The following is a 16,613-nucleotide window of genomic DNA, read 5'->3' as shown; positions in this document are numbered from 1 at the left end:
CGTCCCTCCGGTGGAGGGCACGGTGCACCCGACAGGTGACGCGGACGGCTCGGTGACCGGCCGGAACGGTGACGCTTCGGCCCGGGTGACGGGCTCTGGCAACGGCTCCGGCCCGGCCGAGGGCGTACGCGCCGGCGCGGCCCGGACCGAGGGCGCCCGGCCGGGGGCGGACGCGGTCGTGGTCCCCTTCCGGACCGACGCCGGTGAGCCCGGGCCCAGCACCGGGTTCGCGCTCTCCAACGCGCCCACCGGCCGCCGGGTGCGGGCCCGGCTGGCCCGGTTCAACGCGCCCTGGCAGTCCTCGCAGGTCAGCGAGGTGCTGGAGCCGCTGATCTCGACCCACCGGGAGAACCACCCGAAGGCCGACGCGCGGCTGCTCCAGCGCGCCTTCGACACGGCGGCCCGGTGGCACTCCGGGCAGTACCGTAAGTCGGGCGACCCGTACATCACCCACCCGCTCGCGGTGGCGACCATCCTGGCCAATCTCGGGATGGACACCACCACGCTGGTCGCCGCGCTGCTGCACGACACCATCGAGGACACCGAGTACACCCTCGACCAGATGCGCGCCGACTTCGGCGGCGAGGTCGCGCTGCTGGTCGACGGGGTCACCAAGCTCGACAAGGTCAAGCTGGGCGACGCGGCCAAGGCCGAGACGATCCGCAAGATGGTCGTGGCGATGGCCAAGGACCCGCGGGTGCTGGTGATCAAGCTGGCCGACCGGCTGCACAACATGCGCACCCTGACCTTCCTGCCCCGCCCTAAGCAGGAGCAGAAGGCCAAGGAGACGCTGGAGATCCTCGCCCCGCTGGCCCACCGGTTGGGTATGAACACCATCAAGTGGGAGCTGGAGGACCTCGCCTTCGGCACGCTCTTCCCGAAGCGGTACGAGGAGATCAACCGCCTCATCGGGGAGCACCAGCCGCAGCGTGAGGCGCTGCTGCGCCAGGTCACCCAGAAGGTCCAGACCGACCTGAAGGCCGCCAAGATCAAGGCGGAGACCACCGGCCGGCCGAAGCACCTCTACTCGATCTACCAGAAGATGATCGTGCGGGGTCGCGACTTCAACGACATCTACGACCTGGTCGGGGTGCGGATCCTGGTCGACACGGTGCGGGACTGCTACGCGGCGCTGGGCGTGATCCACGCCAACTGGCAGCCGGTGCCGGGCCGGTTCAAGGACTACATCGCGATGCCCAAGTTCAACATGTACCAGTCGTTGCACACGACGGTCATCGGGCCCACCGGCAAGCCGGTGGAGATGCAGATCCGCACCTACGCGATGCACCGCACCGCCGAGTTCGGCATCGCCGCGCACTGGAAGTACAAGGAGCACAAGGGCACCCAGATCGTCGGCCCGCCGGCGCACATCGACGAGATGACCTGGCTGCGCCAGCTGCTGGACTGGCAGCGGGAGGCGGCCGACCCGAGCGAGTTCCTCGACGCGCTCCGGTTCGACCTGTCCAGCCAGGAGGTGTACGTCTTCACCCCGAAGGGTGACGTCATCCCGCTGCCGACGGGCTCGACGCCGGTGGACTTCGCGTACGCGGTGCACACCGAGGTCGGGCACAAGTGCATCGGCGCGCGGGTCAACGGCAAGCTGGTGCCGCTGGAGTCGACGCTGTCCAACGGCGACGTGATCGAGATCTTCACCTCGAAGTCCGACACCGCCGGCCCGACGCAGGATTGGCTGGGCTTCGTCAAGAGCCCGCGGGCGCGGACGAAGATCCGCCAGTACTTCAACAAGGAGCGGCGCGAGGAGGCGATCGAGGCCGGCAAGGACGCGATCGTCAAGGCGATGCGTAAGCAGGGCATGCCGTTGCAGCGGATGCTCACCCCGGACGCGCTGATGGCGATCGCCCGGGACCTGCACCTGCCGGACGTCGCCTCGCTCTACGCCGCGGTCGGCGACAGCCAGGTCTCCGCCCAGTCGGTGGTGCAGAAGCTGATGGCCGCGTACGGCGGCGAGGAGGGCGCGGCGGAGGACATCGCCGAGACCGCCGTCGCCACCCGGCCGCCGCGCAGCCGGCAGAGCAGCGCCGACCCGGGTGTGGTGGTACGCGGCGTCAGCGACGTGTGGATCAAGCTGGCCCGCTGCTGCACCCCGGTCCCGCCGGACGCGGTCTTCGGGTTCGTCACCCGCTCCGGCGGGGTGAGCGTGCACCGCGACGACTGCGCCAACGCCGAGGACCTGCGGGCCCAGGGCGAGCGGGTGGTCGAGGTCAGCTGGAAGCTGACCAGCGCGTCGACGTTCCTGGTCGCCATCCAGGTGGAGGCGCTGGACCGGCACAAGCTGCTCGCCGACGTCACCCGGGTGCTCTCCGACGAGCGGGTCAACATCCTCTCCGCCACCGTTACCACCACCCGGGACCGGGTGGCGGTGAGCCGGTTCAGCTTCGAGATGGCCGACCCGAAGCACCTCGGGCACCTGCTGGCCGCGGTCCGCAAGGTCGACGGCGTCTTCGACGCCTACCGCGTCACCTCCGGCGCCTGACGACACCGCCGTGGCGGCGACACCACCCCGCCGCCACGGCCCGCCTCCCCGCCGCCGCCCACCCGGCCCCGCCGCCGCCCACCCGAGGCACGATGATCGTCTGCGGTGCAGCAGGGAAAACCGGCTTCCGGTGCCCTGTTCTCGATCAGACGATCACAGTGCCGGGTGCCGGGTGCCGGTGCCGCGCCGGTTCCGGGGGCTGGCGGCGGGTGGGGTGGAGGACGTGGAAGCGCCCGCCGGCGGGGCCGGCGGGCGCTTCGTCGTGCGGGTGGGCGGGTCAGCCCTGGGGGGCGCTCATGGTGAGCTTGTTGATGGTGATCTCCTTCTTCGGGTGACCACCGCCGGCCTGCTGGGCGAACGCCTTGTCGTCGCCTGCCGCCGCGACCTGCTTGACGATGTCCATGCCACCGGTGATGGTGCCGAGCACGGTGTAGTTCGGGTCCAGCGGCGAGTCGCCGTAGACGATGAAGAACTGGCTGCCCGTGCTGCCCGGCTGGCCGGAGTTGGCCATGGCGATGACGCCCTCCGGGTACGGCGGCCGCTTGTCGGTCGGCAGGTTCTCCTCGACGAGCCGGTAGCTCGGGCCGCCGGTGCCGTCGGTCTCCCGCCAGCCCTTGCCGGTCGCGCTCGGGTCACCGCACTGGAGCACCTTGATGCCCTCGGTCACCAGCCGGTGGCACTTGCTGTTGTCGAAGAAGTTCTTCTCGGCCAGGTGGGTGAAGCTGCCCGCCGTGCAGGGCACCGCGGCCCGGTCGACCTTGGCGGTGATCGGACCCAGGTTGGTGTCGATCGTCATGGTCTGCACGCCGGTGTTCGACTGCTGCGCCCCCGGCACCCCGACGTCCTTGATCTGCTTGGTCCGCTGGTCGGCGGGGACCTCGGTGAAGGCGCACTGGACGAAGCCGGCCTCCGGCGCCGCGGTGTTGTCGGTCTTGTCGTCGTCACCCAGGCTGGTGGCGAGCCAGACCGTCCCGGCGACCACCAGCAGCAGAGCCGCCGCGGCCCCCACGATCGCCTGCGTCTGCCGGCGCTTGCGGGCCCTCGCCGCGCGCTCGGCCATCTCCTTCTCGAGCCGGGCGCGGGCCGCCGCGCGCTGCCGCTCTCTGGTGGACGTCACGCCTGGATCCTCCTGGACTATGTCGGGGGCGGCCGGTGCCGCTGAGTGGTTGGGGCCGGGTCAGCCGGCGCTCGGGCTGGCCGACGGAGCGCCGGTCGCCGAGGACGTCGGTGTCGGCGCCGCCGTGGCCTGAGCCACCGGCTCGCCCACGGTGAGGCTCTGGATCACCACGTCGGTCTTCGGCTTGACCTTGGCTCCGCTCCCATTGTCCACGGTCTCCAAGGCACCGATCTTCTCCACCACGTCGATCCCACCGGTGACCCGGCCGATGATCGGGAACTTCGGGTCGGTGGTCTGGTAGTCCTTGAAGAAGATCAGGAACTGGCTGCCGTTGGCGCCCGGCGGGTTGGCGATCATCGCGACCGTGCCCTTCGGGTACGCCGGGGGCTGGTCCGGCGCGGGGCTGGCCGACGGGGACGCGGACGGGGCGGTAGGCACGTTCTCGTTGTAGAAGGAGTAGGTCGGCCCGCCCAGACCGGTGCCGCTGGGGTCACCGCAGCGCAGCGCGCCCTCGGCGGTGATCTCGTGGCACTTGGTGTTGTCGTAGAACGACCGGCTGGCCAGGTGCGCCATGCTGGCCCCGCCGCACGGCGCGGTGGCCAGGTCGAGCTCGACCGTGATCGGCGCACCCTGGTTGGTGGTGATCGTCATCGCCGAGACGCCGTCGGTGGGCAGGCCGGTGGTCGCCGGGGTGCCCACGTCCTTGAGGTTGGTGTTGGCCGTGGCGTCCTGCGGGGTCCAGAGGCAGATCTCCTCGGCGGCGGTGTTCTGCTTGCCGTCGTCGTCGAAGGCGCCCAGCGCCCAGGCCGTGCCGGCCACGATCAGCAGCAGGACGACGGCGGCGCCCACCCCGGCCTGGATCTGCCGGCGGCGCCGGGCCCGGGCGGCCCGGCGGGCCAACTGCCGGTCGAGTTTGGCCCGCGCCAGTTTGCGCTGCCGGTCCCTGCTGGAAGCCACCCGCGCTCCCCTTCCTCTACCCTGGTCGTCACCGGCGGACGGACGGCCCGCGCCCCGTCGGGCGGCACGTGCGCCGCGCCACACGCCCGCCAGAGTGTACGGCTACCGGCTGGGAATGTGGTGTACGAGGTCCGGGCTGCCCTTATCGGAGCGCGTCACTGTGCCGTACGGGGCGGGCGGGGCGGATGCGCAGAACCGACTCGCGCCGCCGGTTAGGCTGCTCACAGGGACGCACAGCTCGACGGAAGGGGATCGCCCGTGCTGGTGGCCGGCTTTCCCGCGGACGCCTTCGGCACCAACTGCTACGTGGTCGCCGCCGCGCCCGGGGAACAGTGCGTGGTGGTCGACCCCGGGATCGGGGTGCTCGACCGGCTCGACGCGCTGCTCGCCGAGCACCGCCTGCACCCGGCCGCCGTGCTGCTCACCCACGGCCATCTGGACCACACCTTCTCGGTCGCGCCGGTGTGCGGCGCCCGCGGCATCACCGCGTACGTGCACCCGGACGACCGGGAGATGCTCGCCGACCCGGCCAAGGGGCTCTCCGCCGACCTCACCGCGCTGTTCGGCGGGCGGCTGCCCTACGCCGAGCCGGAGGACGTCGCCGAGCTGACCGACGGGCTCACCCTCGACCTCGCCGGGCTGAAGATCACCGTCGACCACGCCCCGGGCCATACCGGCGGGTCGGTGCTGTTCCGGTTGCCGGGCGCCGGCTCGCCGTGGGAGGCGGACGAGGTCTGCCTCTCCGGGGACGTGCTGTTCGCCGGCTCCATCGGCCGCACCGACCTGCCGGGTGGCGACCTGCCGACGATGCTCGCCAGCCTGCGGAGCAAGATCCTCCCGCTGGCCGACGACACCGTCGTCCTGCCCGGCCACGGCCCCGCGACCACCATCGGCCGTGAGCGCGCGACAAACCCGTACCTCATCGAGGTGGCGGGCGCCGACGGCGCGCGACCGGTCGCTCCCAGCCGAGGCTGGTGACCCCCCGCCCGCGCCGTGCGCGGGCCCCACGACCTGACCGCGCCCGGCGCGGACCGCCAAGGAGTACGCCATGAGCAAGCCCACGCCCATCTCCGGCTTCCCGGAGTGGTCGCCGCCGCAGCGGATGATCGAGCAGTACGTGCTGGACCGGATCCGCAGCACCTTCGAGCTGTACGGCTTCGCCCCGCTGGAGACCCGCGCGGTGGAGCCGCTGGACCAGTTGCTGCGCAAGGGGGAGACCTCCAAGGAGGTCTACGTGATCCGCCGGTTGCAGGCCGACGCCGAGGGCCCGGCCGGCGACGACTCGCTCGGCCTGCACTTCGACCTGACCGTGCCGTTCGCCCGGTACGTGCTGGAGAACGCCGGCAAGCTGCAGTTCCCGTTCCGCCGCTACCAGATCCAGAAGGTGTGGCGAGGGGAGCGGCCGCAGGAGGGGCGTTACCGCGAGTTCCTCCAGGCCGACATCGACATCGTCGACCGGGACACCCTCGCGCCGCACCACGAGGCGGAGATGCCGCTGGTGGTCGGCGATGCGCTGCGCTCGCTGCCGATCCCGCCGGTGCGCATCCAGGTCAACAACCGCAAGATCTGCGAAGGCTTCTACCGGGGGGTGGGGATCAGCGACCCGGAGGCGGCGCTGCGCGCGGTCGACAAGCTCGACAAGATCGGCCCGGCGAAGGTCGCCGAACTGCTGGCCGAGACCGCCGGGGCGAGCGAGGCGCAGGCGAAGGCCGCCCTGGCGCTGGCCGAGATCTCCGCGCCGGACGCTTCCTTCGCCGACGCGGTGCGCGCCCTCGGGGTGACCGATCCGCTGCTCGACGAGGGGATCGAGGAACTCGTCCGGGTGGTGGAGACCGCCGCCGAGCACGCTCCCGGGCTCTGCGTGGCCGACCTGCGGATCGCCCGCGGCCTGGACTACTACACCGGCACGGTCTACGAGACGCAGCTGGTCGGCTACGAGCGGTTCGGCTCGATCTGCTCCGGCGGCCGGTACGACAACCTGGCCAGCGCCGGCACCGTGCGGTTCCCCGGGGTGGGCATCTCGATCGGGGTGACCCGGCTGCTCGGCCTGCTCTTCGGCGCCGGGGCGCTGACCGTCTCGCGGGACGTGCCGACCTGCGTCCTGGTGGCGGTGGCCAGCGAGGAGCAGCGCGCGGCGAGCAACCGGGTGGCCGAGGCGCTGCGGTCGCGGGGGGTGCCCACCGAGGTGTCGCCGAGCGCGGCGAAGTTCGGCAAGCAGATCCGCTACGCCGAGCGGCGCGGCATCCCGTACGTCTGGTTCCCCGGGGCCGAGCAGGACGAGGTGAAGGACATCCGCTCCGGTGCGCAGGTGCCCGCCGAGGCCGGTGTCTGGATGCCTCCGGAGGTGGACCTGAAGCCGCTGGTGGGCTGACTCGCCGGCGGTCCGGCTGGGACAGGACTGGCGCGGACGGACGATCGGACCTACGGTGGCGTAAGTTACGCCACCGTAGGGAGAGCCTTGTGACCGCACTGAGCCAGACCGCGCTGCTCGTCGAGCTGGAGCCGGTGGTCGAGCGCAACCTCGACCGGCACCTCTCGCTGGCGAAGGAGTGGTTCCCGCACGAGTACGTGCCGTGGAGCGAGGGACGCACCTTCGACGGCCCGCTGGGCGGCCAGCCGTGGTCGGACGCCGACTCGACCCTTCCCGAGGTGGCCCGCACCGCGCTGGTGGTCAACCTGCTCACCGAGGACAACCTGCCCTCGTACCACCACGAGATCGCCACCCTGTTCGGCCGGGACGGCGCCTGGGGCACCTGGGTGCACCGGTGGACGGCCGAGGAGGGGCGGCACGGCACGGCGATCCGGGACTACCTGACGGTGACCCGGGCGGTCGACCCGGTCGCCCTGGAGCGGGCCCGGATGGTGCACATGTCGGCGGGCTACGTCAACGCGCACGACGACGAGGTGCTGCACTCGCTGGCGTACGTGTCGTTCCAGGAGCTGGCCACCCGGATCTCGCACCGCAACACCGGCCGGGCCACCGGCGACCCGGTGTGCGAGGCGCTGCTGGCCCGGGTCGCCGCGGACGAGAACCTGCACATGGTCTTCTACCGCAACTTGCTCGCCGCCGCCTTCGAGCTGGCGCCCAGCCAGGCGATGCGGGCGGTGGCGGATGTGGTGGCCGACTTCCAGATGCCCGGCAACGGGATCGAGGGCTTCGCCCGCAAGTCGGTGGCGATCGCGCTCGCCGGCATCTACGACCTGCGCCAGCACCGGGACGAGGTGCTGATGCCGGTGCTGCGGCAGTGGGACGTCTGGAACGTCACCGGCCTGGACGGCGACGGTGAGGCCGCCCGCGACCAGCTGGCCCGCCAGCTCGACGACCTGGAGCGCGCCGCCGCCCGGTTCGAGGACAAGCGCGACGCCCGCCGGGCCCGACTGACCGCCGCCGGCTGACCGCCCCGCCCCACCCCGGGCGCTCCCGCTCGCCCCGGCGCTCCGGGCGCTGCCGCTCGCCCCGCCACCCCGGGCGCTGCCGCTCGCCTTGCCCAACCCCCGGGTGCTGCCGCTCGCCTTGCCCAGCCCACTCCCTGGCGCTCCGGGCGCGATCGTCGCTGGCTCTCACTACGACGACCGCGCCCGGAGCGGCTCTCCGGCGATCTTGCTCGTGGGCGCCCCGGCCGAGGTCGCATGCCGCGCGTGGCAGGGTGGCGACCGCAAGATCGCAGGGTGGGCGGTCAGGGCGTGGGGGAGTCGAGGGGAAGCAGGAGGCAGCTCGAGGTGGCGTGGGCGACCAGCCGGGACCGGGCGTCGACCAGCTTCGCCTCGGCCAGCGCGGTGCGGCGGCCGCGCTGCAGGACGGTGCCCTCGCAGCGCAGGACGCCGGAGTCCACGGTGACCGGACGCAGGAACTTCACGTTCAGGTCCAGCGAGGTGTAGCCGACGCCGGCCGGCAGCGTGGTGTGCACGGCGCAGGCCGCCGCGGTGTCCAGCAGGGTGGAGATGACCCCGCCGTGCACGGTGCCGAGCGGGTTGTAGTGGAACTCCTGCGGCACCAGCTCGACCGCGACCCGGCCCTCGTCGGCCTCCATCCGGGTCATGTCGATCAGGTGCATCACCGGCGGCGCGGCCAGCTCACCGGCGATCATCGCGCGGAGCAGTTCCAGGCCGCTGCGCCGGCCGACGAGCGCGGCGTTGAGGCCCGGGTCGGACCAGGAGAAGGTACGGCTGCGCGCCTGCGTCTGTGTCATGGACTCAGCCTGGCAGCCCGTTGCTGAGTCTGTCAATCAGACCTAGCCTGGAGGGCATGAGACCCCCCGCGCTGGACTGGTCGGTGGAGAACTGCACCATCGCCCGGGCGATGGCGGTGCTCGGCGAGAAGTGGACCCTGGTGGTGCTCCGCGAGGTGTTCAACGGCGTACGCCGCTTCGACGACATGCGGATCCGCACCGGGATCCCCCGCCAGGTGCTCACCAACCGGCTGGCCACCCTGGTCGAGGAGGGGGTGCTGCGCAGGCAGCCGTACCGGGAGCCGGGCAGCCGGGAACGGCACGAGTACCGGTTGACCGAGAAGGGGCTCGACCTCTGGCCGGTGCTGGTGGCGGTGCTCGGCTGGGGGGACCGCTACCTGGCCGACCCGGACGGCTCGCCGTTGAGCGTCGGGCACCGCGACTGCGGCGGCGAGGTGCGCGTCGAGCTGCGCTGCGAGCGGGGGCACCCGGTGACCGCGGCGCGCGACGTGGTGCCCCGGCCCGGCCCGGGAGCGCGCCGCCGGGCCGACTGACCGCCCCGCCACCGGCCCGACAGGCCGGTCCGGGATGGCCGGTCCGAAAGGTCGGTCCGACAGGTCGGCGCGGCAACCGGCTCCGCTGGTGTGGCGGCGCGGCCAGCGACTCGCACGCACGGGAAGGCGGGTGGACGGTGGGCGCGCGGACGGGACGGCCGCCCGCGCGCCGGGGCCGTCGCTACCAGCGGAAGCCGGCGGCGTACGAGACGCTCGCCAGCACCTGCTGGCCGCTGGTGTTCGGGTGGAAGTAGTCCCAGCCGGAGAGCTGGCCGAGGGTGAACGGGTAGCCGAACACCGCGTTGCCGTCGAACAGGCAGTTCGCGCCGTACGCGGCGCAGGCCTGGGCCAGTTGGGTGTTGTAGTCGACCACCCGCTGCCGGACCCGGGCCCGCCGGTCCACGTCGGCCTGGGCGGTGGAGGTCGGGTTGGCCAACATGGACTGGCAAATGCCGAAGAGCGACCAGGCGGTGCGGGCGCTGCCACTGGTGCGGCCGACGGACCAGAGCCGGTGGATGTCGGGGATGCTGATCACCAGCACCCGGGCGGTGGGCAGGCCGGCCTTGAGCCGGTTGAGCGCGGAGTCGATGTTCGCCCGGAAGGTGCTCACCGGGGTCATGCTCGACTCCGAACTGGTGCAGGCGTCGTTCGCGCCGATCAGCATGGTGACGTAGCCGACGCCCTGGCTGACCGCGGTGCCGGCCTGCCCGTACATGTCGGCCGACTTCGCCCCGGACCGGGCGTCGTTGTGGTTGCGGCCGCCGATCGCCGGGTTGACCGTCCGGATCCGCAGATAGTGGCTGTTGACGGTGGCGTAGTCGCCGGTGCTGAACGACCGCGCGGTGCAGTCGACGTACCAGCCGCAGGCGTTGAAGCCGCGGGTGATGGAGTCGCCGAGACTCGCCATCGAGCTCGGCGGTGGGCCGGGGGCGGCCTGGGCGGGGGAGGGGGCGGCGGCGAGCAGGGTGACGGTGGCGGTGACGCTGGCGAGGGCGGCCAGCGCGCGGCGGGCGAGGGACATGGCGGCCTCCGGATCGCGGGTGCCAGAACTACGCGGTGGCCAGATCGTATAGATGACGCTCTCTGTCCACAATGTTGCGCCGGTGTTACATCGGGGCGTCGGGTCAATACGGGCAAACTAGGTCTTGCCGAGGATCTTAAACATGTGAATACTTCACTCAGCTCGGCCGGTTGTCCCCAGCTCGGCCGGCATCGCCCTCGGGCCCGTCACCCCCGGCGCGGCCCTGTCACCCCCTTCCGGGAGGTTGTTCCATGCGACCCACGAGGTCATCTCTCCGTCGCGCCGTCACCGTGGCCGCGGCCGGAGCCCTGGTCGCCGGCTCGCTGCTCGGCGCCCCCGCCCAGGCGGCACCCGCGGCTGCCACCCCCGATGCCGCGGCCGGCCTGGCTGAGCGACTCGGCGACCGGTCCGCCGGCACGTACGCCGACGCCAGCGGCAAGATGGTCGTCACCGTGACCGACGCGGCCGCCGCCCGCGAGGTCCGGGCGGCCGGCGCCACCCCGAAGCTGGTCACCCGCGGCGCCGCCGAGCTGGCCCGGGCCACCGCCGAGCTGGAGAACGGCGCCAAGATCCCGGGCACCGCCTGGTGGACCGACCCGGCGACCAACCAGGTGGTGGTCTCCGTCGACAGCACGATCACCGGCGCCAAGCTGGACCGGGTCAAGGCGGCCGCCGCGCGGACCAACGGCGCGGTGCGGATCGAGGCCGAGCCCGGTGTGCTGAGCACCCGGATCTCCGGCGGCCACGCCATCTACGCCGGCGGCGGCGGGCGCTGCTCGCTCGGCTTCAACGTGCGCAGCGGCAGCACCTACTACTTCCTGACCGCCGGGCACTGCACCAACATCTCCTCCAGCTGGTACAGCAACTCCAGCCAGACCAACCTGCTGGGCACCCGGACCGGCAGCAGCTTCCCGGGCAACGACTACGGCATCGTGCGGCACAACAACTCCGCCAACGCGGCCGGCAACGTCTACCTCTACAACGGCAGCTACCGCGACATCACCGCGGCCGGCAACGCGTACGTCAACCAGTCGGTGCAGCGCTCCGGCAGCACCACCGGCCTGCGCAGCGGCCGGGTGACCGCGCTCAACGCCACGGTGAACTACGCCGAGGGTTCGGTCTCCGGGCTGATCCGCACCACCGTCTGCGCCCAGCCGGGCGACAGCGGCGGCCCGCTCTTCGCCGGCAGCACCGCCCTGGGCCTGACCTCCGGCGGCAGCGGCAACTGCACCACCGGTGGCACCACCTACTTCCAGCCGGTCACCGAGGCGCTGAGCCGCTACGGCGTCAGCATCTTCTGACCGAACGCACGCCAGCGGGCCGCCGGGTGAACCCGGCGGCCCGCCCGCGTGTCCGGGCCGGGTCACGCAGGGTAGGAGCGCCCGGTGCCAGCCGGCACCGGAGGACCCTGACAGAATGCGGGGAGCAGACGTGTACCGCAGATGAGGAGACGCAAGTCGTGATCCGTACCCATGACGCCGGCAGCCTGCGCGCGACGGACGCCGGCACCACGGTGACGCTCGCCGGGTGGGTGGCCCGCCGGCGCGACCACGGCGGCGTGATCTTCGTCGACCTGCGCGACGGCTCCGGCGTGGTCCAGGTGGTGTTCCGCGAGGAGGACGCGCACGCGCTGCGCAACGAGTTCTGCGTCCGGGTGACCGGCGAGGTGACCCGCCGCCCCGAGGGCAACGAGAACCCCGACCTGCCCACCGGCGAGGTCGAGGTGACCGCCGCCGAGCTGGAGGTGCTCTCCGAGGCCGCGCCGCTGCCGCTGCCGGTGGACGACCAGGTCGAGGCCGGTGACGACGTCCGGCTCCGCTACCGCTACCTGGACCTGCGCCGCAGCGGGCCGGCGAAGGCCATGCGGCTGCGCTCGCGGGCCAACCAGCTCGCCCGCGCGGTGCTGCACGAGCGCGACTTCCTGGAGATCGAGACCCCGACGCTGACCCGCTCGACCCCCGAGGGCGCCCGCGACTTCCTGGTGCCGGTGCGCCTGCAGCCCGGCAGCTGGTACGCGCTGCCGCAGTCCCCGCAGCTGTTCAAGCAGCTGCTGATGGTCGGCGGCATGGAGCGGTACTACCAGATCGCCCGCTGCTACCGGGACGAGGACTTCCGCGCCGACCGGCAGCCGGAGTTCACCCAGCTCGACATCGAGATGTCCTTCGTCACCGAGGACGACGTGATCGACCTCGGCGAGGCGATCGTCGCGGCGCTCTGGTCCGACCTGGCCGGGCACGAGATCTCCCGGCCGATCCCGCGGATCACCTGGCACGACGCGATGGCCCGGTACGGCTCGGACAAGCCGGACCTGCGCTACGGCGTCGAGCTGACCGAGCTGACCGACTACCTGCGCGGCACCGAGTTCCGGGTGTTCGCCGGCGCGATCGACGCGGGCGGCTACGTCGGCGCGGTCGTCATGCCGGGCGGCGCGGCGCAGAGCCGCAAGGAGCTGGACGGCTGGCAGGACTGGGCCAAGGCGCGCGGCGCGCGCGGCCTGGCGTACGTGGTGCTCGACGCGGAGACCGGCGAGGCCCGTGGCCCGGTGGCCAAGAACCTCTCCGAGGCGCACCTGGCCGGGCTGGCCGACGCGGTCGGCGCCAAGCCGGGCGACGCCATCTTCTTCGCCGCCAGCGCCAACACCCGGGAGGCGCAGGAACTGCTCGGCGCGGCTCGGATCGAGATCGCCAAGCGGGCCGGGCTGGTCGACGAGAGCGCCTGGGCGTTCTGCTGGGTGGTCGACGCGCCGATGTTCGAGCGCACCGACGAGGGCGGCTGGACGGCCGTGCACCACCCGTTCACCTCGCCGAACGCCGACTGGGTGGACCGGTTCGAGGAGGCGCCGGACCGGGCGCTGGCGTATGCGTACGACATCGTCTGCAACGGCAACGAGATCGGCGGCGGCTCGATCCGTATCCACCGCGGCGACGTGCAGCGCCGGGTCTTCGACCTGCTCGGCATCACGCCCGAGGAGGCGCAGGACAAGTTCGGCTTCCTGCTGGAGGCGTTCAAGTACGGCCCGCCGCCGCACGGCGGCATCGCGTTCGGCTGGGACCGGGTCTGCATGCTGCTCGCCGGCGCGGACTCGATCCGCGAGGTGATCGCGTTCCCGAAGACCCGGGGCGGCTTCGACCCGCTGACCGGCGCGCCGACCCCGATCACCGCCCAGCAGCGCACCGAGGCCGGCATCGACGCCAAGCCGAAGCCGCAGGCCGCCCCGCACACCGGCACCGCCGGCCCCGCCGCCCCGGTGGCCGACCCCACCTGACCCATCCACCCGGCCCTGGCCCGGCCGGCCCCCGTTGATCAAGAGGTTTGCGTCATGATCGGCCAGTCGACATGACGCGAACCTCTTGATCGTTCGTGGGGAGGGCGGGGGATGAGGCTGCTCGTGGTGGGGGGTAGTGGGTTTCTGGGGCGGGAGGTGTGCCGGCAGGCGGTGAATGCCGGGTGGTCGGTGGTGGGGACGTACCACTCGGGGGCGATCGGGGTGCCCGGGGTGGCGGCGCGGCGGCTGGACGTGACCGACCGGGCCGCGGTCCGCGCGCTGGTCGCCGAGGTGCGCCCGGACGCGGTCGTCGGCACCCCCTACCGCTACGGCGACTGGGCGGTCACCGCGGACGGCGCGGCGCATGTCGGGTACGCCGCGGCCGAGGCGGGGGCCCGGCTGGTGCACATCTCCAGCGACGCGCTGCACGCCGGCCGCCCCGAGCCGTACGGCGACGACGAGCCGCCCAGCCCGGTGTTCCCGTACGGCGCGGCGAAGGCGGCGGCCGAGACGGCGGTCCGCGCCCTCGACCCGGGCGCGGCGCTGGTGCGTACCTCGCTGATCGTGGGGGAGGGGAGCAAGCAGATCCAGCTCTGCCACGACGCCCTCGCCGGCCGGGCGAGCCTGTTCACCGACGAACTCCGCTGCCCGGTCGACGTCACCGACCTGGCCGCCGCCGTGCTGGAACTTGTCGACACCGACTACGCCGGCCCGCTCAACGTGGCCGGCCCGGACGCGGTCAGCCGCGCCGAACTGGGCCTGCTGGTCGCCGCGGCCTCCGGCATCGACCCGGCCGGCATGAAGACCAGCACCGGCGCTGCCGCGGGCGTGCTCCGGCCGACCGACGTACGCCTCGACTCGTCCCGGGCCGCCGGACTGCTGCGCACCCGGCTGCGCGGCGTCCGGGAACTCCTGGCCGGCTGACCCGACCCGCCGACCCCCGTCCACCCGTGCACAGTTTCTATGCACAACTCTTGTGCATAGAAACTGTGCACAGATATTGTGCATGCATGAGCGACGAGAGAGCCGAGCCCCGCGCCGTCCGGCTGAACCATCAGCAGGTGCGGGTGCTGGCCCACCCGCTGCGGATGCGGCTGGTCGGCGCGCTGCGGGTGAAGGGGCCCGCCACCGCCACCACGCTCGCCGAGCTGCTGCACACCAACACCGGCGCGACCAGCTACCACCTGCGCCAGCTCGCCGAGGTCGGCCTGGTCGTCGAGGCCCCCGACCTGGCCAGCGGGCGGCAGCGCTGGTGGCGGGCCGCGCACGACGTCACCAACTGGGAGTCCACCGACTTCGACGACGACCCGGACGCCCGGGCCGCCATCGAGTGGATCCAGGGCGACCAGGTGCGGCACCTGGTGGAGCACGCCGAGCGGTGGTTCGCCCGCCAGCACGAGTGGTCGGTTGCCTGGCGGGACGCCCTCGGCATGGGCGACATCTTCATGACCATGTCGCCGGCCCGGCTGGAGCAGCTCAAGACCGAGATGTGGGAGCTGCTGGAGCGTCACCGCGAGGAGAGCGACGCCGACGCGCCCGACGCCGAACAGGTTCAGGTCTTCGTGGCCGCCTACCCACTGTTTGAGGAGATGCGATGAGCGAGCGCAGCGAGCGAACCAGCAGGCTCAGCGCGAAGGTGCCGCACGGCGGCGCGGAGCGAAGCGGAGCGGCGGCGTGAGCGCCCTGTCCGTACGCCAGGTCCGGCGTCGCTTCCTGCTGCTGCACGGGCTGCGCTGGCTGCCCACCGGCCTGATGATCCCGGTGATGATCCTGCTGATGCAGGAGCGCGGCCTGACGCTGTCCCAGATCGGCCTGGTGTCCGTCGCCCAGGGGCTGGTCGTGCTGGCCCTGGAGCTGCCCACCGGCGGGTTCGCCGACGCGCTCGGGCGCCGCCCGGTCCTGGTCACCGCCTGGCTGATCAACCTCGGCGCCCTCGCGCTCTTCGCGGTGGCCGACTCGTTCGCGCTCTTCTTTCTGGTGTGGGCGTTGCAGGGCGTCTTCCGGGCGCTGGACAGCGGCCCGCTGGAGTCCTGGTACGTCGACGCCACGCTGGCCGCCGATCCCGACGCGAAGTACGAGCCGGGCCTCGGCTACGCCGGCACCGTCATCGGCGTGGCGATCAGTGCCGGCGCGCTGCTCGGCGGCGGCCTGGTCGCGCTCGGTCCGGTCGGGCCGGTCAGCGCGCTCACCGTACCGGTGCTGGTGGCGATCGCCCTCCAGGCGGTGGCCCTGGTCGCCCTGCTGGTGCTGCTGCGGGAGGTCCGCCCGGCCCGGGGCGCCGGCGCGCTGCGGGCGTCGGTCGTCGAGGCGCCCCGGATGGTGGGCCAGGCGGTCGGCCTGCTGCGTCGCTCCCGGGTGCTGCTCGCGCTGGTGGCCGTCGAGCTGTTCTGGGGCTTCGGGATGGTCACCTTCGAGTCGCTGCTGCCGGTGCGGCTCGCCGAGGTGGTCGGCGACCCCGACCGGGCGGCGGCGCTGCTCGGGCCGGCCAACTCGGCGGCCTGGCTGGCCGGCGCGGCCGGGGCCGCGCTCACCCCGCTGCTGCTGCGCTGGCTGGGCGCCGCGCCGAGCGCCGCGCTGCTGCGCATCGTCCAGGGCGCCACGGTGGTCGGGATGGGGCTCTTCGCCGGCCCGGTCGGCGTGCTGGTCGCCTACCTGGCCTGCTACACGGTGCACGGGGCGTCCAACCCGCTGCACATGGGGCTGCTGCACCGGCAGGTCGACGGTCCCTACCGGACCAGCGTGATCTCGCTGAACTCGATGATGGGCCAGCCCGGCTTCGCGGTCGGCGCGATCGTGCTCACCGCGCTCGCCGACACGGTGAGCGTCACCGCCGCGATGCTGGTCGGTGCGGTGGTGCTGGCCGTCGCCGCCCCGCTCTACCTGCCCGCCTGGCGCGCCGGCCGCACCGACCCGCCGGCCGCCGGCGCCACCCCGGACGCCGCCGGGAACCCCGGCGCGCTGCCAGGTGACGAACCGGCGTCGCCACGATCGGAGGTGCCCGCCCCCACCCCGGCCCGCAACGGTTGACGCGTGACC

14 protein-coding genes are annotated in these 16,613 nt (G+C 72.8%); 10 read left to right on the top strand and 4 right to left on the bottom strand.

What is annotated here, in order from left to right; all coding sequences use genetic code 11:
• The first annotated feature begins 10 nt into the window (after window positions 1-10).
• Window positions 11-2,494 (top strand): RelA/SpoT family protein, encoded by a 2,484-nt coding sequence (locus GA0070609_RS17975; RefSeq protein ID WP_172899526.1) that lies wholly within the window; start codon window positions 11-13, stop codon window positions 2,492-2,494.
• Between the two features lie 277 nt (window positions 2,495-2,771).
• Here GA0070609_RS17975 and GA0070609_RS17970 read toward each other — a convergent pair whose 3' ends face one another.
• Entirely contained in the window at window positions 2,772-3,611 is an 840-nt protein-coding gene (locus GA0070609_RS17970; protein ID WP_088994847.1) for a peptidylprolyl isomerase, read from the bottom strand.
• Between the two features lie 60 nt (window positions 3,612-3,671).
• Window positions 3,672-4,568 carry a peptidylprolyl isomerase gene (locus GA0070609_RS17965; RefSeq protein WP_088994846.1) on the bottom strand — a complete coding sequence of 299 codons (897 nt, stop codon included), beginning with the start codon at window positions 4,566-4,568 and terminating at the stop codon, window positions 3,672-3,674.
• 258 nt (window positions 4,569-4,826) lie between these two features.
• On the opposite strand from GA0070609_RS17965, the gene GA0070609_RS17960 reads away from it, so the two are divergent.
• The 3 genes from GA0070609_RS17960 (at window position 4,827) to GA0070609_RS17950 (ending at window position 7,964) form a co-directional block, all read left to right on the top strand.
• On the top strand, window positions 4,827-5,546 hold the full coding sequence (locus GA0070609_RS17960) for an MBL fold metallo-hydrolase (protein WP_088994845.1): 720 nt from the start codon (window positions 4,827-4,829) through the stop codon (window positions 5,544-5,546).
• Window positions 5,547-5,616: 70 nt separating this feature from the next.
• Window positions 5,617-6,939 carry a histidine--tRNA ligase gene (hisS, locus tag GA0070609_RS17955; RefSeq protein WP_088994844.1) on the top strand — a complete coding sequence of 441 codons (1,323 nt, stop codon included), beginning with the start codon at window positions 5,617-5,619 and terminating at the stop codon, window positions 6,937-6,939.
• Window positions 6,940-7,028: 89 nt separating this feature from the next.
• Complete coding sequence (locus GA0070609_RS17950) at window positions 7,029-7,964, top strand: acyl-ACP desaturase (protein WP_088994843.1); 936 nt, start codon at window positions 7,029-7,031, stop codon at window positions 7,962-7,964.
• 281 nt (window positions 7,965-8,245) lie between these two features.
• Here GA0070609_RS17950 and GA0070609_RS17945 read toward each other — a convergent pair whose 3' ends face one another.
• A complete protein-coding gene (locus GA0070609_RS17945; protein WP_088994842.1) occupies window positions 8,246-8,758 on the bottom strand; it encodes a PaaI family thioesterase in 513 nt (170 codons plus the stop codon).
• A gap of 56 nt (window positions 8,759-8,814) precedes the next feature.
• Between GA0070609_RS17945 and GA0070609_RS17940 the strand changes: the two genes are divergently transcribed.
• Window positions 8,815-9,291: a winged helix-turn-helix transcriptional regulator gene (locus GA0070609_RS17940; RefSeq protein WP_088994841.1), complete on the top strand. Its 477-nt coding sequence runs from the start codon at window positions 8,815-8,817 to the stop codon at window positions 9,289-9,291.
• Between the two features lie 181 nt (window positions 9,292-9,472).
• Here GA0070609_RS17940 and GA0070609_RS17935 read toward each other — a convergent pair whose 3' ends face one another.
• A complete protein-coding gene (locus GA0070609_RS17935; protein WP_088994840.1) occupies window positions 9,473-10,312 on the bottom strand; it encodes an SGNH/GDSL hydrolase family protein in 840 nt (279 codons plus the stop codon).
• A gap of 251 nt (window positions 10,313-10,563) precedes the next feature.
• Between GA0070609_RS17935 and GA0070609_RS17930 the strand changes: the two genes are divergently transcribed.
• From GA0070609_RS17930 to GA0070609_RS17910, 5 genes are all read left to right on the top strand, one after another.
• A complete protein-coding gene (locus GA0070609_RS17930; RefSeq protein ID WP_088994839.1) occupies window positions 10,564-11,613 on the top strand; it encodes a S1 family peptidase in 1,050 nt (349 codons plus the stop codon).
• Window positions 11,614-11,771: 158 nt separating this feature from the next.
• On the top strand, window positions 11,772-13,577 hold the full coding sequence (gene aspS, locus GA0070609_RS17925) for an aspartate--tRNA ligase (RefSeq protein WP_088994838.1): 1,806 nt from the start codon (window positions 11,772-11,774) through the stop codon (window positions 13,575-13,577).
• A 111-nt stretch (window positions 13,578-13,688) separates the two neighbouring features.
• Entirely contained in the window at window positions 13,689-14,501 is an 813-nt protein-coding gene (locus GA0070609_RS17920) for an SDR family oxidoreductase (protein WP_088994837.1), read from the top strand.
• An 86-nt stretch (window positions 14,502-14,587) separates the two neighbouring features.
• Window positions 14,588-15,175, top strand: a complete 588-nt coding sequence (locus GA0070609_RS17915) for an ArsR/SmtB family transcription factor (RefSeq protein ID WP_088994836.1) — start codon at window positions 14,588-14,590, stop codon at window positions 15,173-15,175.
• Between the two features lie 76 nt (window positions 15,176-15,251).
• Window positions 15,252-16,604 carry an MFS transporter gene (locus tag GA0070609_RS17910; RefSeq protein ID WP_088994835.1) on the top strand — a complete coding sequence of 451 codons (1,353 nt, stop codon included), beginning with the start codon at window positions 15,252-15,254 and terminating at the stop codon, window positions 16,602-16,604.
• Window positions 16,605-16,613 lie beyond the last annotated feature (9 nt).

The organism is Micromonospora echinaurantiaca, assembly GCF_900090235.1.
GTDB classification, from domain to species: Bacteria; Actinomycetota; Actinomycetes; order Mycobacteriales; family Micromonosporaceae; genus Micromonospora; species Micromonospora echinaurantiaca.
Note: the sequence above shows the minus strand (reverse complement) of the source record. Positions and strands in the feature narration are given on the sequence as shown.

Bases quoted from the DNA above. Each gene is read 5' to 3' on its own strand.
- hisS (WP_088994844.1), top strand. From the start codon at position 5,617: ATGAGCAAGCCCACGCCCATCTCCGGCTTCCCGGAGTGGTCGCCGCCG.
- GA0070609_RS17945 (WP_088994842.1), bottom strand. From the start codon at position 8,758: ATGACACAGACGCAGGCGCGCAGCCGTACCTTCTCCTGGTCCGACCCG.
- GA0070609_RS17940 (WP_088994841.1), top strand. From the start codon at position 8,815: ATGAGACCCCCCGCGCTGGACTGGTCGGTGGAGAACTGCACCATCGCC.
- GA0070609_RS17935 (WP_088994840.1), bottom strand. From the start codon at position 10,312: ATGTCCCTCGCCCGCCGCGCGCTGGCCGCCCTCGCCAGCGTCACCGCC.
- GA0070609_RS17930 (WP_088994839.1), top strand. From the start codon at position 10,564: ATGCGACCCACGAGGTCATCTCTCCGTCGCGCCGTCACCGTGGCCGCG.
- GA0070609_RS17920 (WP_088994837.1), top strand. From the start codon at position 13,689: ATGAGGCTGCTCGTGGTGGGGGGTAGTGGGTTTCTGGGGCGGGAGGTG.
- GA0070609_RS17915 (WP_088994836.1), top strand. From the start codon at position 14,588: ATGAGCGACGAGAGAGCCGAGCCCCGCGCCGTCCGGCTGAACCATCAG.